Raw genomic sequence first — 19,805 nt, 5'->3', positions numbered from 1 at the left:
AGGAAACCAGTCCTTTCACCGAGTGAGGTCCCGTGTCCACGCTTCCCAGCACCCCGCAGTCCGCAGTGTCCGCCGCTTCTCCCGCCACCGGCACCGCCCGCGTCAAGCGCGGTATGGCCGAGCAGCTCAAGGGCGGCGTGATCATGGACGTCGTCGACGCCGAGCAGGCGAAGATCGCCGAGGACGCGGGCGCGGTGGCCGTGATGGCCCTGGAGCGCGTACCGGCCGACATCCGCAAGGACGGCGGCGTGGCCCGGATGTCCGACCCCAACATGATCGAGGAGATCATCGGGGCCGTCTCCATCCCGGTCATGGCCAAGTCCCGCATCGGCCACTTCGTGGAGGCCCAGGTCCTCCAGTCCCTCGGCGTCGACTACATCGACGAGTCCGAGGTCCTCACCCCGGCCGACGAGGTCAACCACAGCGACAAGTTCGCCTTCACCACCCCGTTCGTCTGCGGCGCCACCAACCTGGGCGAGGCCCTGCGCCGTATCGCCGAGGGTGCCGCGATGATCCGTTCCAAGGGTGAGGCCGGCACCGGCAACGTCGTGGAGGCGGTCCGCCACCTGCGCCAGATCAAGAACGAGATCGCCCGGCTGCGCGGCTACGACAACAACGAGCTGTACGCCGCCGCCAAGGAGCTGCGCGCCCCGTACGAGCTGGTCAAGGAGGTCGCCGAGCTCGGCAAGCTCCCCGTGGTGCTCTTCTCCGCCGGCGGCGTCGCCACCCCCGCCGACGCCGCGCTCATGCGTCAGCTCGGTGCCGAGGGCGTCTTCGTCGGCTCCGGCATCTTCAAGTCCGGCGACCCGGCCAAGCGCGCCGCCGCCATCGTGAAGGCCACCACCTTCTACGACGACCCGAAGGTCATCGCGGACGCCTCCCGCAACCTGGGCGAGGCCATGGTCGGCATCAACTGCGACACGCTGCCCGAGACCGAGCGCTACGCCAACCGCGGCTGGTAGCCCCCGATGAGCGACACACCCGTGATCGGGGTCCTGGCTCTCCAGGGCGACGTACGCGAGCACCTGATCGCCCTGGCCTCGGCGGACGCCCTGGCCAGGCCGGTCAGGCGCCCCGAGGAACTCGCCGGGGTCGACGGCCTCGTCATCCCCGGCGGCGAATCCACCACCATGTCCAAACTCGCCGTGCTCTTCGGCATGATGGAGCCGCTGCGCGAGCGGGTCCGGGCAGGCATGCCGGTCTACGGCACCTGCGCGGGCATGATCATGCTCGCCGACAAGATCCTGGACCCCCGCGCGGGCCAGGAGACCGTCGGCGGCATCGACATGATCGTGCGCCGCAACGCCTTCGGCCGCCAGAACGAGTCCTTCGAAGCCTCCGTCACCGTACGGGGCATCGAGGAGGAGGCCGACGGACCGGTGGAGGGCGTGTTCATCCGGGCCCCCTGGGTGGAATCGGTGGGCGCCCAGGTCGAGGTACTCGCCGAACATCGCGGTCATATCGTCGCCGTGCGCCAGAAAAACGCCCTGGCGACCTCGTTCCACCCGGAACTGACCGGCGACCACCGCGTCCACGCGCTCTTCGTCGAGATGGTGCGCGCAGTGCTCTGAACGATCCCGGTAGGATCTCTCGGGTTCGGATCGATTTTGGTGACGCGAAGGAGAAGGCAGATGTCCGGCCACTCTAAATGGGCTACGACGAAGCACAAGAAGGCCGTGGTTGACGCCAAGCGCGGCAAGCTCTTCGCGAAGCTGATCAAGAACATCGAGGTCGCGGCCCGCTCGGGCGGCGTGGACCCCGACGGCAACCCGACGCTCGTCGACGCCATCCAGAAGGCGAAGAAGAGCTCGGTCCCGAACAAGAACATCGACTCCGCGGTCAAGCGCGGCGGCGGTCTCGAGGCGGGCGGCGCCGACTACGAGACGATCATGTACGAAGGCTACGGCCCCAACGGTGTCGCGGTGCTCATCGAGTGCCTCACCGACAACCGCAACCGCGCCGCCTCCGACGTGCGCGTGGCGATGACCCGCAACGGCGGCTCGATGGCCGACCCGGGCTCCGTGTCGTACCTGTTCAACCGCAAGGGCGTCATCAACCTGCCCAAGGGCGAGCTGACCGAGGACGACGTGCTCGGCGCCGTGCTCGACGCGGGCGCCGAAGAGGTCAACGACCTCGGCGACACCTTCGAGGTCGTCAGCGAGGCCACCGACATGGTCGCGGTCCGCACCGCGCTCCAGGAGGCGGGCATCGACTACGACTCCGCCGACGCCAACTTCCTGCCCACCATGCAGGTCGAGCTCGACGAAGAGGGCGCGCGCAAGATCTTCAAGCTCATCGACGCGCTGGAGGACAGCGACGACGTGCAGAACGTCTTCGCCAACTTCGACGTCTCGGACGAGGTCATGGAGAAGCTCGACGCCGCCTGATTCCGGGCGACCGGGAGACAGCACGCGACACGGGCCGGCGGGGACACACCCCCGTCGGCCCGTCGCGTTGTCAGAGCCGCCCGATAACCTGCCAGAACAGTTGACCGAGCGGTGAGGACAGGGGGCGCTCCGTGCGCGTACTCGGCGTGGACCCGGGGCTGACCCGGTGCGGCGTCGGCGTCGTCGAAGGCGTCGCCGGGCGTCCGCTGACCATGCTCGGTGTCGGCGTGGTGCGCACCCCGCCCGAAGCCGAACTCGGCGACCGCCTGGTCGCCGTCGAACGCGGCATCGAGCAGTGGCTCGACGAACACCGACCCGAATTCGTCGCCGTCGAGCGGGTGTTCAGCCAGCACAACGTCCGCACGGTCATGGGCACCGCCCAGGCCAGCGCGGTCGCCATGCTCTGCGCCGCCCGGCGCGGCATCCCCGTCGCCCTGCACACCCCCAGCGAGGTCAAGGCCGCCGTCACCGGATCGGGACGCGCCGACAAGGCGCAGGTCGGCGCCATGGTCACCCGGCTGCTCCGGCTCGACGCCCCGCCCAAGCCCGCCGACGCCGCCGACGCCCTCGCGCTCGCGATCTGCCACATCTGGCGGGCCCCCGCGCAGAACCGGCTCCAGCAGGCCGTCGCCGCCCATCGCACGCTGAAAGGCCGTACCCCATGATCGCCTTCCTCTCCGGCCCGGTGGCCGCCCTCTCCCCGGCCACGGCCGTCATCGAGGTCGGCGGCGTCGGCATGGCCGTCCAGTGCGCCCCGCGCACCCTGGCCGATCTCCGGATCGGACAGCAGGCCAGGCTCGCCACCTCCCTCGTCGTGCGCGAGGACTCCCTCACGCTCTACGGCTTCGCCGACGACGACGAGCGCCAGGTCTTCGAACTGCTCCAGACCGCCAGCGGCGTCGGCCCCCGGCTCGCCCAGGCCATGCTCGCCACCCACAGCCCCGACGCGCTGCGCCAGGCCGTCTCGACCGGCGACGAGAAGGCCCTGATGGCCGTCTCCGGGATCGGCAAGAAGGGCGCCCAGAAGCTCCTGCTGGAGCTCAAGGACCGGCTCGGCGCCCCGTCGGGCGCCCACATCGGCCGGCAGGCGCCCGGCGCCGCAGCCGTCGCCGACTGGCGCGAGCAGCTCCAGTCCGCGCTGATCGGCCTCGGCTACGCCGCCAGGGAGGCCGAGGACGCGGTGTCCGCCGTCGCCCCGCAGGCTGAGGCGGCCCTCGCGGACGGCGTCCGGCCCCCCGTGCCGCAGCTGCTGCGCGCGGCCCTCCAGACCCTCAACCGCACCCGCTGACCGGCGCCGACCCCCGAGGCAGGACAGACCCGATGAACTGGGACGAGACCGGACCCGACACCGACGAGCGGGCGGCCGACGCGGCGGCGGCCTACGACGACCGGCTGGTCACCGGCGTCGCGGACGGCGAGGACACCGCCGTCGAAGCCGCCCTGCGCCCCAAGGACCTCGACGAGTTCGTGGGCCAGGAGAAGGTCCGCGAACAGCTCGACCTCGTCCTCAAGGCCGCCCGCGCCCGGGGCGCCACCGCCGACCACGTACTGCTGTCGGGGGCGCCCGGCCTCGGCAAGACCACTCTTTCGATGATCATCGCGGCGGAGATGAACGCCCCCATCCGGATCACCTCCGGGCCGGCGATCCAGCATGCGGGCGACCTCGCCGCGATCCTCTCCTCCCTCCAGGAGGGCGAGGTGCTCTTCCTGGACGAGATCCACCGCATGTCCCGGCCCGCCGAGGAGATGCTCTACATGGCGATGGAGGACTTCCGCGTCGACGTGATCGTCGGCAAGGGCCCCGGCGCCACCGCCATCCCCCTCGAACTCCCGCCCTTCACCCTGGTCGGCGCGACCACCCGGGCCGGTCTGCTGCCGCCCCCGCTGAGGGACCGTTTCGGCTTCACCGGCCACATGGAGTTCTACGCCCCCGCCGAGCTGGAGCGGGTGATCCACCGCTCCGCGGGACTCCTCGACGTGGCCATCGACACCGCGGGCGCCGCCGAGATCGCCGGCCGCTCCCGGGGTACCCCCCGCATCGCCAACCGGTTGCTGCGCCGGGTCCGCGACTACGCCCAGGTCAAGGCGGACGGCGTGATCGACCGGGACATCGCCGCCGCGGCCCTCAAGGTGTACGAGGTCGACGCACGCGGGCTCGACCGGCTCGACCGGGCCGTCCTCGGCGCCCTGCTGAAGCTCTTCGGCGGCGGTCCCGTCGGCCTCTCCACCCTCGCCGTCGCGGTGGGGGAGGAGCGCGAGACGGTCGAGGAGGTCGCCGAGCCCTTCCTCGTACGCGAAGGGCTGCTGGCCAGGACACCGCGCGGAAGGGTGGCCACACCGGCCGCCTGGGCCCATCTGGGGCTCGTTCCGCCGCAGCACGGCGTAAAGGGACAAGCGGGCCTGTTCGGGGCGTGATGCGTCACAGCTTGACCATTTGCGGAACCGGAGTGCCATCCTGGACGTTGTTCCAGCGATGCGGACTCGCTTAGACTCCGCCGATGCCGCCCTTAAAGGTCGGTGTACCCACCCCCGTAGATACAGGCCGCTTTTTCAGCGCGGTCGTGCGAAGGAAATCCGTCCTGTGAGTCTCCAACTTCTTCTCCCCGTCATCCTGATCTTCGGCGTCATGTTCATGATGTCCCGGTCCGCCAAGAAGAAGCAGGAGGCTGCCTCGCAGATGCGCAACGAGATGCAGCCCGGCACCGGCGTCCGCACCATCGGTGGCATGTACGCCACGGTCAAGGAAGTCCAGGAGGACACCGTCCTCCTGGAGGTCGCCCCCGGCGTCCACGCGATCTATGCGAAGAACGCCGTCGGCGCGGTCCTGGACGACGCGGAGTACAACCGCATCGTCCACGGCGACACCGAGGAGCTCGACTCCCCGGTCGTGCCGGACGACGCCTCCTCGCTCACCGAGGGTCACACCGACGGTGACGAGAAGATCGACCTGGACAAGAAGTTCGCGGACGACTCCGACGCCGAGGGCACCCCGGCGAAGGACGTCGAGGCGAAGGACGCCAAGGACATCAAGGACGAAGGCGACACCGGCGCGAAGTAGTCGTACGACACGGGGAGACCGCCGGCCCAGCCGGTGCGCGGTCTCCCCGGACCGTTCGGTCTTCTGCGGGGGCGGGTCCCCACAACACTTCGTGGCCGCTCGGGCGCGTACCCGGCGCGGAGCGGTTGGACAGGGAGAAACGAAAAGGTGGCAGCACCGAAGAAGGGCCGAGGGCCGGCCGGTGGCGGTCAGGGAAAGCCGGGGCGTTCCCTGGCTCTCATCCTGATCGTCATGGTCGCGCTCGCTGGCGGGATGTTCCTGTCCGGCCACACCACTCCGAGACTGGGCATCGACCTGGCGGGTGGAACGTCGATCACGCTCCAGGCCAAGAGCCAGCCCGGCAAGCCGGACGCGATCAACGAGACCAACATGAACACGGCCGTCAACATCATCGAGCGCCGTGTCAACGGTCTCGGTGTGTCCGAGGCCGAGGTTCAGACCCAGGGCTCCAGCAACATCATCGTGAACATCCCGAAGGGGACCAACTCCGAGCAGGCCCGTGAGCAGGTCGGTACGACCGCCCAGCTCTACTTCCGGCCCGTTCTGACCGTCGAGGCCAGCGGCTCCGACGCCACCCCTTCGGCCACCGCCACTCCCTCCGGCAGCGCCTCGCCGGCCCCCTCCGCGTCGGCTTCGGCCTCCGCGAAGGCCACCGACGGCGCGACGGCCACGGACGGCGACAAGGCAGACTCCTCGGCAACTCCCTCGGCGAGCGCCACCACCCAGGGCCGCGCCGTCACCGGAGCGCTGACCAAGGACACCACGCCGAGCGCCACGGCCTCGGCCGCCGCGACCGCCGCCGCCACCGATGATGCCGCCGCGACCGACACCGCCTCGCCGAGCGCCTCCGTCGACCCGGCCACCGCGAAGCTCCAGGCCGAGTTCGCCGCCCTCGACTGCTCCGACCCGAAGCAGCGCGCCGAGGCCGGCCAGGACGCCAAGGCCACCGACACCATCGTCGCCTGCGGCTCCAACACCCCGGGCAGCTACGAGAAGTACGTCCTCGGCCCGGCCGAGGTCTCCGGCAGCGACGTGGACAACGCCCAGGGCGCCATCGACCAGTCCACCGGTGAGTGGATCGTGACGATGGAGTTCAACTCCGCCGGCGCGAAGAAGTTCAACAAGATCACGTCGACGCTGGCGCAGCAGACCTCGCCGATGAACCAGTTCGCCATCGTCCTCGACGGCGAAGTGGTCTCCGCTCCCTCGGTCGCCAGCGCGCTCAGCGCCAACGCCCAGATCTCGGGCAACTTCACCCAGCAGTCGGCCCAGGACCTCGGCAACATCCTGTCCTACGGCGCCCTGCCGCTGACCTTCAAGGAGGCGAGCGTCACCACGGTGACCGCCGCCCTCGGCGGAGAGCAGCTCCAGGCCGGTCTGATCGCCGGTGCCATCGGTCTGGCCCTGGTCGTCATCTACCTGGTGGCGTACTACCGCGGCCTCGCGTCCATCGCGCTGCTGAGCCTCCTGGCCTCCGGCATCCTCACGTACACGATCATGGCCCTGCTCGGCCCGGCCATCGGCTTCGCGCTGAACCTGCCGGCGGTCTGTGGTGCCATCGTGGCCATCGGTATCACCGCCGACTCGTTCATCGTGTACTTCGAACGAGTGAGAGACGAGATCCGCGAGGGACGCACCCTCCGGCCGGCCATCGAACGTGCCTGGCCGCGTGCCCGGCGCACCATCCTGGTCTCCGACTTCGTGTCGTTCCTCGCCGCCGCCGTGCTCTTCGTGGTCACCGTCGGCAAGGTCCAGGGCTTCGCGTTCACGCTCGGCCTGACCACGGTGCTCGACGTCGTCGTGGTGTTCTTCTTCACCAAGCCGGTCATGACGCTGATGGGCCGGACGAAGTTCTTCTCCAGCGGCCACCCGTGGTCCGGGCTGGACCCGAAGCGGCTCGGCGCCAAGCCGCCGCTGCGCCGCTCGCGCCGTGTCAACTCCTCCACCGACCCGAAGGAGGCGTGAGATGTCGCGACTCGGCAGCATCGGCGCCCGGCTCTACCGAGGCGAGCTCGGCTACGACTTCATCGGTAAGCGCAAGATCTGGTACGGCGTCTCGATCCTGATCACCATCACGGCCATCGTCGGCCTGGTGGTCGGCGGCCTGAACATGGGCATCGAGTTCAAGGGCGGCGCGGTCTTCACGACCGACACCAAGGCCAAGATCTCCACCTCGCAGGCCCAGGAGGCGGCCCAGACCGCCTCCGGCCACGAGGCGATCGTGCAGGAGCTCGGCAACGGCGGTCTGCGCATCCAGATCACCGAGGTCGACACCGCCAAGGCCGACGGCATCAAGACCCAGCTCTCGAAGGACCTCGGCGTTCCCGCGTCGAAGATCAACGCCGACCTGGTCGGCCCGAGCTGGGGCGAGCAGATCGCCAACAAGGCGTGGACCGGCCTCGGGATCTTCATGGTCCTCGTGGTGGTCTACCTCGCCATCGCCTTCGAGTGGCGGATGGCGGTCGCCGCCCTCGTGGCGCTGATCCACGACATCACCATCACGGTCGGTGTCTACGCCCTGGTCGGCTTCGAGGTCACCCCGGGCACCGTGATCGGTCTGCTCACCATCCTCGGTTACTCCCTCTACGACACGGTCGTCGTCTTCGACAGCCTCAAGGAGGGCCAGAAGGGGATCACCAAGCAGACCCGGTACACGTACAGCGAGATCGCCAACAAGTCGATCAACGGCACGCTGGTCCGTTCCATCAACACCACCGTGGTCGCGCTCCTCCCCGTCGCGGGTCTGCTCTTCATCGGTGGCGGCGTCCTCGGCGCCGGCATGCTGAACGACATCTCGCTGTCGCTGTTCGTCGGCCTCGCGGCCGGTGCGTACTCCTCGATCTTCATCGCCACGCCGCTCGTCACCGACCTCAAGGAGCGCGAGCCGCAGATGAAGGCGCTCACCAAGCGCGTTCTCGCCAAGCGCGCCGCGGCCGCGGCCAAGGGCGAGTCCGAGGAGGACGACGAGCCGCAGGACGACACCGGGTACGCGGGTGCCGGAGCCGGCTCCTCGGCCTCGGTGATCGGCCAGCGTCGCGAGCCCGGTGGCAGCACCGGCCGCGGTCAGGGGAAGCGTCGATGACCAGCACCGAATCCGTCCGGGAGCTGCTCCTCAGCCGCATCCGCGACGTGCACGACTACCCGAAGCCGGGCGTCCTCTTCAAGGACATCACCCCGCTGCTCGCGGACCCGGTCGCCTTCTCGGCACTGACCGACGTCCTCGCGGAGCTGTGCGTCCGGCACGGCGCCACCCGGGTCGTCGGGCTGGAGGCACGCGGCTTCATCCTCGCCGCGCCCGTCGCCGTCCGCGCCGGACTCGGCTTCATTCCCGTGCGCAAGGCCGGAAAGCTGCCCGGAGCCACCCTCCGCCAGGCCTACGACCTCGAGTACGGCACCGCCGAGATCGAGGTGCACGCCGAGGACATCTCCGCCGACGACCGGATCATGGTCATCGACGACGTCCTCGCCACCGGCGGCACCGCCGAAGCCTCGCTGGAGCTCATCCGGCGGGCGGGCGCGAAGGTCGCGGGTGTCGCGGTCCTCATGGAGCTCGGCTTCCTCGACGGCCGCAGCCGTCTGGAGCCCGCCCTCCAAGGGGCTCCGCTGGAGGCACTGATCACCGTCTGATCACCCTCCGAGAGGTTGGTACGACCACGCGCGGGCATCCGGGGAACAACCGGGTGCCCGCGCGCGTTGTCAGGCTCTCCGGGTTTCCGGGCTTCCACGGTCCCCGGACGAGGAGCCGTCGGTGGCTCGATACCATGGCCTTCCGGGTAGTCCGGATACGCACGAGGAGTGCCCTTGCCAGACGAGGCCAACGCAGCCGGAGCGCCGCAGCCGGAGAAGCCCGCGGCGGATTCTCCCGCGCCCTCTCCCGCCACTCAGCCGGGGAAGCCCGCGGCGAACCCCGGGAGCACCGAGAAGCGGCCCGCCGCGCCGGACACCACCGGGGCCGGAAACCGGCCCGCTCCCGCCCTCCCGGCGCCGCCCGCCTCGAAGAATCCGGCCAGGCCCGTGAAACCGGCCACCCCCGCCGGACAGCCCGCCCGCACCGGCGGCTCCTCCAACCGGGTGCGGGCCCGCCTCGCCCGACTGGGCGTACAGCGCTCCAGCCCGTACAACCCGGTCCTGGAACCCCTGCTGCGCACCGTGCGCCAGAACGACGCCAAGATCGAGACGGCCACGCTCCGGCAGATCGAGCGGGCCTACCAGGTCGCCGAGCGCTGGCACCGGGGGCAGAAGCGCAAGAGCGGCGATCCGTACATCACGCACCCGCTCGCGGTCACCACGATCCTCGCCGAGCTGGGCATGGATCCGGCCACCCTGATGGCGGGACTGCTGCACGACACCGTCGAGGACACCGAGTACGGCCTGGACACCCTGCGCCGCGACTTCGGCGACCAGGTCGCGCTGCTCGTCGACGGCGTGACCAAGCTGGACAAGGTGAAGTTCGGCGAGGCCGCCCAGGCCGAGACCGTCCGCAAGATGGTCGTCGCGATGGCCAAGGACCCCCGGGTCCTCGTCATCAAGCTCGCCGACCGGCTCCACAACATGCGCACCATGCGGTACCTCAAGCGGGAGAAGCAGGAGAAGAAGGCCCGCGAGACGCTGGAGATCTACGCTCCGCTCGCCCACCGCCTGGGCATGAACACCATCAAGTGGGAACTGGAGGACCTCGCCTTCGCGATCCTCTACCCCAAGATGTACGACGAGATCGTCCGCCTCGTCGCCGAGCGCGCGCCCAAGCGCGACGAGTACCTCGCCATAGTGACCGACGAGGTCCAGTCCGACCTGCGGGCCGCGCGCATCAAGGCCACCGTCACCGGGCGGCCGAAGCACTACTACAGCGTCTACCAGAAGATGATCGTCCGAGGCCGCGACTTCGCCGAGATCTACGACCTGGTGGGCATCCGCGTCCTCGTGGACACCGTCCGCGACTGCTACGCGGCGCTCGGCACCGTGCACGCGCGATGGAACCCGGTCCCCGGCCGGTTCAAGGACTACATCGCGATGCCCAAGTTCAACATGTACCAGTCGCTGCACACCACGGTCATCGGCCCCAGCGGCAAGCCCGTCGAGCTCCAGATCCGCACGTTCGACATGCACCGCCGCGCCGAGTACGGCATCGCCGCGCACTGGAAGTACAAGCAGGAGGCCGTCGCCGGGGCGTCCAAGGTCCGCACCGACGTGCCCAAGAGCACCAGCGGCGGGCGGAGCCAGGACACCGTCAACGACATGGCGTGGCTGCGCCAGCTCCTCGACTGGCAGAAGGAGACCGAGGACCCCAGCGAGTTCCTGGAGTCGCTCCGCTTCGACCTCTCGCGCAACGAGGTCTTCGTCTTCACGCCCAAGGGCGACGTGATAGCGCTGCCGGCCGGTGCGACACCGGTCGACTTCGCCTTCGCCGTCCACACCGAGGTCGGCTACCGCACGATAGGAGCGCGCGTCAACGGGCGGCTCGTACCGCTCGAATCGACGCTCGACAACGGCGACCTGGTGGAGATCTTCACCTCCAAGGCGGCCGGCGCCGGACCCTCCCGGGACTGGCTCGGCTTCGTCAAGTCGCCCCGGGCCAGGAACAAGATCCGCGCCTGGTTCTCCAAGGAGCGGCGCGACGAGGCCATCGAGCAGGGCAAGGACTCCATCGCCCGCGCGATGCGCAAGCAGAACCTGCCGATCCAGCGCATCCTGACCGGCGACTCGCTGGTCACCCTCGCGCACGAGATGCGCTACCCCGACATCTCGTCGCTGTACGCCGCGATCGGCGAGGGCCATGTCACCGCCGCCGGTGTCGTGCAGAAGCTGGTGCAGGCACTCGGCGGCGAGGACGCCGCCAACGAGGACCTCGCCGAGAGCGCGCCGCCCTCGCGCGGCCGCAACAAGCGCCGGGCGAACAACGACCCCGGGGTCGTCGTCAAGGGTGTCGACGACGTCTGGGTCAAGCTGGCCCGCTGCTGCACCCCCGTACCGGGCGACCCGATCATCGGGTTCGTCACCCGGGGCAGCGGTGTCTCGGTGCACCGTGCGGACTGCGTGAACGTCGACTCGCTGTCGCAGCAGCCGGAGCGCATCCTCGACGTCGAATGGGCGCCGACCCAGTCCTCCGTCTTCCTGGTCGCCATCCAGGTCGAGGCGCTGGACCGCTCGCGGCTCCTCTCGGACGTCACCCGCGTCCTGTCCGACCAGCACGTCAACATCCTCTCGGCGGCCGTGCAGACCTCCCGCGACCGGGTGGCCACCTCCCGGTTCACCTTCGAGATGGGCGACCCGAAGCACCTGGGCCACGTCCTGAAGGCCGTACGCGGCGTGGAGGGCGTCTACGACGTCTACCGCGTCACCTCGGCCCGGCGGCCGTGAGCACGTAAGCAGCAACGAAGGAGGGGCTCCCGTACGCGTCGTGCGTACGGGAGCCCCTCCTTCGTTGCCGGCCGGTCGGACCGTCAGCCGCCGAACTCCTCCAGGCCCTTCAGGGCCTGGTCGAGCAGCGCCTGCCGGCCTTCGAGCTCACGGGCGAGCTTGTCGGCACGGGCGTTGTTGCCCGAGGCGCGGGCGGTGTCGATCTGACCGCGCAGCTTGTCCACGGCGGCCTGGAGCTGACCGGTCAGCCCCGCGGCACGCGCACGCGCCTCGGGGTTGGTCCGGCGCCACTCCGACTCCTCGGCCTCCTGGAGCGCCCGCTCCACGGCGTGCACGCGGCCCTCGACCTTCGGCCGGGCGTCGCGCGGCACGTGACCGATGGCCTCCCAGCGCTCGTTGATGGACCGGAAGGCGGCACGGGCCGCCTTGAGGTCCCGCACCGGCACCAGCTTCTCGGCCTCGGCGGCGAGCTCCTCCTTGAGCTTGAGGTTCTCGCCCTGCTCCGCGTCCCGCTCGGCGAAGGTCTCGCTGCGGGCGGCGAAGAAGACGTCCTGCGCACCGCGGAAACGGTTCCACAGTTCGTCCTCGGCCTCGCGCTGGGCTCGGCCCGCGGCCTTCCACTCCGTCATCAGGTCGCGGTAGCGGGCCGCGGTGTCGCCCCACTCCTTCGACCCGGAGAGCGACTCGGCCTCGGCGACCAGCTTCTCCTTGACCTTGCGGGCCTCCTCGCGCTGGGCGTCCAGCGAGGCGAAGTGGGCCTTGCGGCGCTTGGAGAACGCGGACCGCGCGTGCGAGAAGCGGTGCCACAGCTCGTCGTCCGACTTGCGGTCGAGCCTCGGCAGGCCCTTCCAGATGTCGACGAGCGCCCGCAGCCGCTCTCCCGCGGAGCGCCACTGCTCGCTCTGCGCCAGCTCCTCGGCCTCGGCGACCAGCTTCTCCTTGGCCTGCTTGGCCTCGTCGGTCTGCTTCGCCTTCTGGACCTTGCGCTCCTCGCGCCGCGAGTCGACCGTCGCGACGAGCGCGTCCAGCCGGGTCCGCAGCGCCGCGAGGTCGCCCACCGCATGGTGCTCGTCGATCTGCGTCCGCAGGTGGTCGATCGCCGCCGTCGCGTCCTTCGACGACAGATCGGTGGTCTTCACCCGCTTTTCGAGGAGGCCGATCTCGACCACCAAGCCCTCGTACTTGCGCTCGAAATAGGCCAGCGCCTCCTCGGGCGTACCGGCCTGCCACGAACCGACGACCTGCTCGCCCTCGGCAGTACGCACGTACACGGTGCCCGTCTCGTCGACACGGCCCCACGGGTCGCTGCTCACAGCGCCTCCTCCACCTGATGCCTGCGAGGGGGTGGACCCCCCGGGCATCGTCCACAGTTTCCTGGGGCGGGCAGCGCCCGCCCTGCACCCCGACAATCTAGGCGACCGGCGGCCCGGCTGTCCGCACTCAGCACGGCTGGATTTCTCCGGTCCGGGCCGGTCCGGGCAGGTTCGGACGTCCGTACCGGGCATTTTCGACAACACGGAGCCCCGGCGGCCGGGAAGACAGGCCGCCGGGGCTCCGCGGAGCGGGGTGGGTCACTCCTTGTCGACGGTCACCTTCGACACGTCCACGGCCTTCGCCGGCGCACCGTCGGTGGCACCGCCGGTGACACCGGCCTTGGCGATCGCCTGCACGTTCTTCAGCGAGGCGGCGTCCATGGTGCCGAACGGGGTGTACGTCGGGGGCAGCTTGGAGTCCTTGTACACGAGGAAGTACTGGCTGCCGCCGGTGTGCTCCTGGCCCGTGTTGGCCATCGCGACGGTGCCCGCCGGGAACGTCACCGTGCCGTCGGCGCCCGCCTTGCCGAGGGCGTCGAGGTTCTCGTCCGGGATCGTGTAGCCGGGACCGCCGGTGCCGTCGCCGTTGGGGTCGCCGCACTGGAGGACGAATATGCCCTCCGTCACCAGGCGGTGGCACTTCGTACCGTCGAAGAAGCCCTTGTCGGCGAGGTACTTGAACGAGTTCGCCGTGTGCGGGGTCTTCGCGGCGTCCATGGTGAACTTCAGGTCGCCCTGGCTCGTCTTGACGGACATCGCGTACGTGGCCGTCTTGTCGATCGTGACCTTGGGCTCCGGGCTCTCGCTCGCGGAGGGCGACGGGGACGCGGACTCGGCCGCCGGGGAACTCGCCGCGGCGGCGGGCTTCTTGTCGCTGTCGTCGTCGTTCCCGACGGTCACGTAGGTGACCACGCCTATGACGGCGACCAAGGCAACCGCGGAGGAGATTATCGCGGTGAGTCGCCGGGTGCGCCGGCGCGCTTCCTCCCGCCGCTGCTGCTGCCGCTCGTACTTCTCCCGGGCGAGCTGCCGCCGCCGCTGATCGCTGCTGACCACCGGTTGGTCTCCTTGTACGTTCGTATGGGTGGGGGCTGGGCTGCCCGTACCGTATATGGGTTAGCTGTGGAATGAGGAGCGCCGGTAGGCTCTGATCTGCCGCGCGGACTGCCGCGGCCCCTTTTCCGCCGGACCGAACGAAGGACGATCGTGCTCATTGCCGGGTTCCCCGCCGGGGCCTGGGGGACCAACTGCTATCTGGTCGCCCCCGCCGCCGGCGAGGAGTGCGTGATCATCGACCCCGGCCACCAGGCCACCCAGGGAGTCGAGGACGCGCTCAGGAAGCATCGGCTCAAGCCCGTCGCGGTCGTGCTCACCCACGGACACATCGACCACGTCGCCTCCGTCGTCCCGCTCTGCGGCTCCCACGACGTGCCCGCCTGGATCCACCCCGAGGACCGCTACATGATGAGCGACCCGGAGAAGGCCCTCGGCCGCTCCATCGGGATGCCGCTCATGGGCGAGCTGACCATCGGTGAGCCGGACGACGTGAAGGAACTCAGCGACGGCGCGCGTCTGGAGCTGGCCGGGATGGAGTTCGGCGTCGCGCACGCGCCCGGCCATACGAAGGGGTCGGTGACGTTCAGGATGCCCGAGGCCGGCGACGTACCGCCGGTCCTCTTCTCGGGCGACCTGCTCTTCGCCGGCTCCGTCGGACGCACCGACCTGCCCGGCGGCGACCACGCCGAGCTGCTCGAGTCGCTGGCCCGCGTGTGCCTGCCGCTCGACGACTCGACCGTGGTGCTGTCCGGCCACGGCCCCCAGACCACCATCGGCCGCGAGCGCGCCGCCAACCCGTTCCTGAACGGGCTGGACGCGCCGCGCCGAGGAATGTGACGAGAAGATCTTCCTGTGAGCACTTTCCAGGCCCCCAAGGGCACCTACGACCTCATCCCGCCGGACTCCGCGAAGTTCCTGGCGGTCCGTGAGGCCATCTCCGCCCCGCTGCGCAGCTCCGGGTACGGCTACATCGAGACCCCGGGCTTCGAGGACGTGAACCTCTTCGCCCGCGGCGTCGGCGAGTCCACCGACATCGTCACCAAGGAGATGTACACCCTCACCACCAAGGGCGGCGACGAGCTCGCGCTGCGTCCCGAGGGCACCGCCTCCGTGCTGCGCGCCGCGCTGGAGGCCAACCTCCACAAGGCCGGGAACCTGCCGGTCAAGCTCTGGTACTCCGGCTCGTACTACCGCTACGAGCGTCCGCAGAAGGGCCGCTACCGCCACTTCTCGCAGGTCGGTGCCGAGGCCATCGGCGCCGAGGACCCGGTGCTCGACGCCGAGCTGATCATCCTGGCCGACCAGGCGTACCGCTCGCTGGGGCTGACCGGGTTCCGCATCCTGCTCAACTCGCTCGGCGACAAGGAGTGCCGTCCCGTCTTCCGCGAGGCGCTCCAGGGCTTCCTGCGCGATCTCGACCTGGACGAGGAGACCCGCCGCCGCATCGAGATCAACCCGCTGCGGGTGCTCGACGACAAGCGGCCCGAGGTGCAGAAGCAGTTGGCCGGGGCCCCCAAGCTCGGCGACCACCTCTGCGACGCCTGCAAGGCGTACCACGAGGAGGTGCGGGGGCTGCTGACCGCCGCCGGGGTCGCGTTCGAGGACGACGAGAAGCTCGTCCGCGGCCTCGACTACTACACCCGCACCACCTTCGAGTTCGTCCACGACGGACTGGGCTCGCAGTCGGCGGTGGGCGGCGGCGGCCGGTACGACGGCCTCTCCGAGATGATCGGCGGCCCCGCGCTGCCGTCCGTCGGCTGGGCGCTGGGCGTGGACCGCACGGTGCTGGCCCTGGAGGCCGAGGGCATCGAGCTGGACATCCCCGCCGTCACCAGCGTGTACGCCGTGCCGCTGGGCGAGGAGGCCCGCCGGGTGCTCTTCGGCGTGGTCACCGCGCTGCGCAAGGACGGGATCGCCGCCGACTTCGCGTTCGGCTCGCGCGGCCTCAAGGGCGCGATGAAGAGCGCCAACCGCTCGGGGGCGCGGTACACGATCGTCGCCGGCGAGCGCGACCTCGCCGAGGGCGTCGTCCAGCTCAAGGACATGGAGTCGGGCGAGCAGACGGCGGTGCCGCTGGACGGGATCGCCGACGCGGTGCGCGAGCGCCTCGCCTGAGCGACACCGCGGGACCGTACGGGTACGGCGTACGAGGGGCGGCACGGTCCAAGGACCGGGCCGCCCCTCGGCGCGGCACGGTCCAAGGACCGGGCCGCCCCTCGGCGTGTCCGCGGGACTGAGCGGTGCGCGACCGGGAGCGCGCACCGCCGGTGGGCGCCCGCGCTCGACCGGTGCGCTGTCAATCCCGCGTTCCCCGCGTCATTCGCCAGGGCGATTGTGGCCCGTACCTCCGGCGCGAATCCGAAGGACCCCGATCCGCCGCTCCGGTGCTGTTCCGCCACGCCAGAGCCGTGGACCCCGCCCGTACCGGCGAGGAAGAGCGCCCGGCCGTCGCACGTCCTTATGCGGATCGAACGGAAGACCCGAACGGTGGTACGGCAGAATGACCGTGCCCGGTCGGACACTCAGCGATGGAACGGCGATATGACGACTGCAGCGGTAGATCACCACTCCTCGACCCAGGCCGAGGGCGGCGGTGGAAGGACCATCGGGAGCGGCCGCGCCCTCGCTCTGCTGCTGGTGATCACGGGAGCGGCCGGACTGCTGGCCTCCTGGGTCATCACCATCGACAAGTTCAAGCTCCTGGAAGACCCGAGTTTCACCCCGGGCTGCAGCCTGAACCCGGTGGTCGCCTGCGGCAACGTGATGAAGAGCGAGCAGGCCGCCGCCTTCGGGTTCCCGAACCCGATGATCGGGCTCGTCTCCTACTCCATCGTGATCGGCATCGGCATGGCCCTGCTCGCCGGAGCCCGCTTCCGCTCCTGGTACTGGCTCGGCCTGAACGCCGGCACCCTCTTCGGCGTCGGCTTCTGCACCTGGCTCCAGTACCAGTCGCTGTACAACATCAACTCGCTCTGCCTCTGGTGCTGCCTGGCCTGGGTCGCCACGATCACCATGTTCTGCTACGTCACCATCCACAACGTGAAGCACCGCATCCTGCCCGCGCCCTCCTGGCTGCGGAACGCCCTCACCGAGTTCCACTGGGCGCCCCCGGTGCTCTGGATCGGCATCATCGGCATGCTGATCCTGACCCGCTGGTGGGACTTCTGGACCAGCTGACCGGCGCCCGCGGGGGGCCCGGCCGCGGGTGTGCGCGCCCGGGGGAGTGCCCCGGGCGTCCGGCGTCACGCGGCGCCCACACCGGTGGCCGGGCCCGCCGCGCTGTCGGTGCGGTGGCTTAGGCTTCCTTGCGTGGAGCCCGATCTTTTTACCGCAGCAGCCGAAGAACGCCAGGAGAAGGACCCGTCGAGCAGCCCCCTCGCTGTCCGGATGCGCCCCCGGGTCCTGGACGAGGTGGTCGGCCAGCAGCACCTGCTGAAGCAGGGCTCCCCACTGCGCAGGCTCGTCGGCGAGGCCGGCGGCGGTCCGGCCGGCCCGTCCTCGGTGATCCTCTGGGGGCCGCCCGGCACCGGCAAGACCACCCTCGCCTACGTGGTCAGCAAGGCCACCAACAAGCGGTTCGTCGAACTCTCGGCGATCACCGCGGGCGTCAAGGAGGTCCGGGCCGTCATCGACGGCGCCCGGCGGGCCTCCGGCGGCTTCGGCAAGGAGACCGTCCTCTTCCTCGACGAGATCCACCGCTTCTCCAAGGCCCAGCAGGACTCCCTGCTCCCCGCCGTCGAGAACCGCTGGGTCACGCTGATCGCGGCGACCACCGAGAACCCCCACTTCTCGATCATCTCGCCGCTGCTGTCGCGCTCCCTGCTGCTCACCCTGGAGTCCCTCGAAGAGGACGACCTGCGTGCCCTGCTGCGCCGCGCACTCACCGACGAACGCGGTCTCGGCTCCGCCCTGACCCTCCCCGAGGACGCGGAGGAGCATCTGCTGCGCATCGCGGGCGGCGACGCCCGCCGCGTGCTCACCGCGCTGGAGGCCGCCGCCGGGGCAGCCCTGGCCAAGCACGAGGCGGAGATCACCCTCTCGACCGTCGAGGAGACCGTCGACCAGGCCGCCGTACGGTACGACCGGGACGGCGACCAGCACTACGACGTGGCGAGCGCCCTGATCAAGTCGATCCGGGGCTCGGACGTGGACGCGGCACTGCACTACCTGGCGCGCATGATCGAGGCGGGGGAGGACCCCCGGTTCATCGCCCGCCGGCTGATGATCTCGGCCAGTGAGGACATCGGGCTGGCCGACCCGACCGCGCTGCCGACGGCCGTCGCCGCCGCCCAGGCGGTCGCCCTGATCGGCTTCCCCGAGGCGGCCCTCACCCTCAGCCACGCCACCATCGCCCTGGCCCTCGCCCCCAAGTCGAACGCGGCCACCCTGGCGATCATGGCCGCCCGCGAGGACATCCGGAAGGGAATGGCCGGCCCTGTCCCCGCCCATCTGCGTGACGGCCACTACGCGGGAGCCGCCAAACTGGGGCACGCCCAGGGGTACGTCTACCCGCACGACGTCCCCGGCGCCATCGCCGCCCAGGAGTACGCCCCCGAGGCGGTCCGGGGCCGCCGGTACTACACCCCCACCCGGTACGGCGCCGAGGCCAGGTACGCCGACGTGGCCGACCGGGTCCGCGTGCGCCTCGGCCGCACCGGCGGCGACACCGGCGCGCGCGAGCGCTGACGCCCGGGGCCCCTCGCGCGTGCGGGGGGCGGACCGCCGGTGCGGCGGTCCGGGACAGGTCACACCGGCCCCGGGTACGAGCACCCTCCCGGAGCAGGTAGTCTGTAGACGAGTTCGTGTGCGTTCGGCCTGCTGACGGCAGCCGACGATTTTCAAGCCCGCTGGGACGCGGCTGACCACGATCAGATCGGCCTTCCGTCGCTTACGGCACCCTTGTGCGTGCCGTCGCTGCTTCGTGATGTCCGTGATGTGTGTGGTGTTCCCAGGGCGAGACGCGCGATCTCCCCACTGAGGTAAACCCCTACAACGGAGGTCTGGAGAACGTGCCTAACCAGTCGCGTCCCAAGGTCAAGAAGTCGCGTGCCCTCGGCATCGCTCTGACGCCCAAGGCTGTCAAGTACTTCGAAGCGCGTCCGTACCCGCCGGGCGAGCACGGCCGTGGCCGCAAGCAGAACTCGGACTACAAGGTCCGTCTGCTGGAGAAGCAGCGCCTGCGTGCGCAGTACGACATCAGCGAGCGCCAGATGGCGCGCGCCTACGACCGCGCCAAGAAGGCCGAAGGCAAGACCGGCGAGGCGCTCGTCGTCGAGCTGGAGCGCCGCCTCGACGCCCTGGTCCTGCGTTCGGGCATCGCCCGCACCATCTACCAGGCCCGTCAGATGGTCGTCCACGGCCACATCGAGGTCAACGGTGGCAAGGTCGACAAGCCGTCGTTCCGCGTGCGCCCCGACGACGTCGTCCAGGTCCGCGAGCGCAGCCGCTCCAAGGTCCCCTTCCAGGTGGCCCGCGAGGGTGGTTACGACACCGACGGTGAGACCCCGCGCTACCTCCAGGTGAACCTGAAGGCCCTGGCCTTCCGCCTGGACCGGGACCCGAACCGCAAGGAAATCCCGGTCATCTGCGACGAGCAGCTCGTCGTCGAGTACTACGCCCGCTGATCCAGGCGCA

The 19,805-nt window shown here is 70.2% G+C and carries 18 protein-coding genes; 16 read left to right on the top strand and 2 right to left on the bottom strand.

The annotated features are described in order from the left end of the window. Positions 1-32 precede the first annotated feature (32 nt). The 11 genes from pdxS (at position 33) to OHA55_RS02535 (ending at position 11,802) form a co-directional block, all read left to right on the top strand. The gene (gene pdxS / locus OHA55_RS02585) at positions 33-962 is read left to right on the top strand and encodes a pyridoxal 5'-phosphate synthase lyase subunit PdxS (protein WP_266702371.1); all 930 of its coding nucleotides are present in this window, start codon (positions 33-35) and stop codon (positions 960-962) included. 6 nt (positions 963-968) lie between these two features. Beyond that, positions 969-1,571, top strand: coding sequence for a pyridoxal 5'-phosphate synthase glutaminase subunit PdxT (pdxT, locus tag OHA55_RS02580; protein ID WP_266702369.1), 603 nt, complete (start codon positions 969-971; stop codon positions 1,569-1,571). A gap of 60 nt (positions 1,572-1,631) precedes the next feature. Beyond that, on the top strand, positions 1,632-2,387 hold the full coding sequence (locus OHA55_RS02575; RefSeq protein ID WP_266702367.1) for a YebC/PmpR family DNA-binding transcriptional regulator: 756 nt from the start codon (positions 1,632-1,634) through the stop codon (positions 2,385-2,387). Positions 2,388-2,518: 131 nt separating this feature from the next. Next, positions 2,519-3,052 carry a crossover junction endodeoxyribonuclease RuvC gene (ruvC, locus tag OHA55_RS02570; protein ID WP_266702365.1) on the top strand — a complete coding sequence of 178 codons (534 nt, stop codon included), beginning with the start codon at positions 2,519-2,521 and terminating at the stop codon, positions 3,050-3,052. Beyond that, positions 3,049-3,675, top strand: a complete 627-nt coding sequence (ruvA, locus tag OHA55_RS02565; protein ID WP_266702363.1) for a Holliday junction branch migration protein RuvA — start codon at positions 3,049-3,051, stop codon at positions 3,673-3,675. The genes ruvC and ruvA overlap by 4 nt, the downstream gene beginning before the upstream one ends. Before the next feature lie 32 nt (positions 3,676-3,707). Then, positions 3,708-4,802 carry a Holliday junction branch migration DNA helicase RuvB gene (gene ruvB, locus OHA55_RS02560; protein ID WP_266702361.1) on the top strand — a complete coding sequence of 365 codons (1,095 nt, stop codon included), beginning with the start codon at positions 3,708-3,710 and terminating at the stop codon, positions 4,800-4,802. A 166-nt stretch (positions 4,803-4,968) separates the two neighbouring features. Then, on the top strand, positions 4,969-5,445 hold the full coding sequence (yajC, locus tag OHA55_RS02555) for a preprotein translocase subunit YajC (RefSeq protein WP_266702359.1): 477 nt from the start codon (positions 4,969-4,971) through the stop codon (positions 5,443-5,445). 147 nt (positions 5,446-5,592) lie between these two features. After that, positions 5,593-7,410: a protein translocase subunit SecD gene (gene secD, locus OHA55_RS02550; protein ID WP_266702357.1), complete on the top strand. Its 1,818-nt coding sequence runs from the start codon at positions 5,593-5,595 to the stop codon at positions 7,408-7,410. Position 7,411: 1 nt separating this feature from the next. Further along, on the top strand, positions 7,412-8,527 hold the full coding sequence (gene secF / locus OHA55_RS02545; protein ID WP_266702355.1) for a protein translocase subunit SecF: 1,116 nt from the start codon (positions 7,412-7,414) through the stop codon (positions 8,525-8,527). Further along, positions 8,524-9,072 carry an adenine phosphoribosyltransferase gene (locus OHA55_RS02540; protein WP_266702353.1) on the top strand — a complete coding sequence of 183 codons (549 nt, stop codon included), beginning with the start codon at positions 8,524-8,526 and terminating at the stop codon, positions 9,070-9,072. The genes secF and OHA55_RS02540 overlap by 4 nt, the downstream gene beginning before the upstream one ends. A gap of 174 nt (positions 9,073-9,246) precedes the next feature. Beyond that, entirely contained in the window at positions 9,247-11,802 is a 2,556-nt protein-coding gene (locus OHA55_RS02535; protein ID WP_266702351.1) for a RelA/SpoT family protein, read from the top strand. Between the two features lie 83 nt (positions 11,803-11,885). Here the strand turns inward: OHA55_RS02535 and OHA55_RS02530 are convergent, their stop codons facing one another. Next, positions 11,886-13,115, bottom strand: a complete 1,230-nt coding sequence (locus OHA55_RS02530) for a DUF349 domain-containing protein (protein WP_266702349.1) — start codon at positions 13,113-13,115, stop codon at positions 11,886-11,888. A gap of 258 nt (positions 13,116-13,373) precedes the next feature. Beyond that, the gene (locus OHA55_RS02525; RefSeq protein ID WP_266702347.1) at positions 13,374-14,171 is read right to left on the bottom strand and encodes a peptidylprolyl isomerase; all 798 of its coding nucleotides are present in this window, start codon (positions 14,169-14,171) and stop codon (positions 13,374-13,376) included. Between the two features lie 150 nt (positions 14,172-14,321). Here OHA55_RS02525 and OHA55_RS02520 point away from each other — a divergent pair, with 150 nt between their 5' ends. The 5 genes from OHA55_RS02520 (at position 14,322) to rpsD (ending at position 19,795) form a co-directional block, all read left to right on the top strand. Then, complete coding sequence (locus tag OHA55_RS02520; RefSeq protein ID WP_266702345.1) at positions 14,322-15,008, top strand: MBL fold metallo-hydrolase; 687 nt, start codon at positions 14,322-14,324, stop codon at positions 15,006-15,008. A gap of 15 nt (positions 15,009-15,023) precedes the next feature. Continuing rightward, complete coding sequence (hisS, locus tag OHA55_RS02515; protein WP_266702343.1) at positions 15,024-16,286, top strand: histidine--tRNA ligase; 1,263 nt, start codon at positions 15,024-15,026, stop codon at positions 16,284-16,286. A gap of 426 nt (positions 16,287-16,712) precedes the next feature. Further along, complete coding sequence (locus OHA55_RS02510) at positions 16,713-17,348, top strand: vitamin K epoxide reductase family protein (protein WP_266702341.1); 636 nt, start codon at positions 16,713-16,715, stop codon at positions 17,346-17,348. A gap of 132 nt (positions 17,349-17,480) precedes the next feature. Then, positions 17,481-18,857: a replication-associated recombination protein A gene (locus OHA55_RS02505; RefSeq protein ID WP_266702339.1), complete on the top strand. Its 1,377-nt coding sequence runs from the start codon at positions 17,481-17,483 to the stop codon at positions 18,855-18,857. Between the two features lie 323 nt (positions 18,858-19,180). Then, positions 19,181-19,795: a 30S ribosomal protein S4 gene (gene rpsD, locus OHA55_RS02500; RefSeq protein ID WP_018524225.1), complete on the top strand. Its 615-nt coding sequence runs from the start codon at positions 19,181-19,183 to the stop codon at positions 19,793-19,795. Positions 19,796-19,805 lie beyond the last annotated feature (10 nt).

Origin of the sequence: Streptomyces sp. NBC_00102, from assembly GCF_026343115.1 — a bacterium.
Taxonomy (GTDB): Bacteria; Actinomycetota; Actinomycetes; order Streptomycetales; family Streptomycetaceae; genus Streptomyces.
The sequence above is the reverse complement of the archived record's forward strand: the minus strand, read 5'-3'. Positions and strand labels throughout refer to the sequence as shown.

Bases quoted from the DNA above. Each gene is read 5' to 3' on its own strand.
- pdxT (WP_266702369.1), top strand. From the start codon at position 969: ATGAGCGACACACCCGTGATCGGGGTCCTGGCTCTCCAGGGCGACGTA.
- OHA55_RS02575 (WP_266702367.1), top strand. From the start codon at position 1,632: ATGTCCGGCCACTCTAAATGGGCTACGACGAAGCACAAGAAGGCCGTG.
- ruvA (WP_266702363.1), top strand. From the start codon at position 3,049: ATGATCGCCTTCCTCTCCGGCCCGGTGGCCGCCCTCTCCCCGGCCACG.
- ruvB (WP_266702361.1), top strand. From the start codon at position 3,708: ATGAACTGGGACGAGACCGGACCCGACACCGACGAGCGGGCGGCCGAC.
- secF (WP_266702355.1), top strand. From the start codon at position 7,412: ATGTCGCGACTCGGCAGCATCGGCGCCCGGCTCTACCGAGGCGAGCTC.
- OHA55_RS02540 (WP_266702353.1), top strand. From the start codon at position 8,524: ATGACCAGCACCGAATCCGTCCGGGAGCTGCTCCTCAGCCGCATCCGC.
- OHA55_RS02510 (WP_266702341.1), top strand. From the start codon at position 16,713: ATGACGACTGCAGCGGTAGATCACCACTCCTCGACCCAGGCCGAGGGC.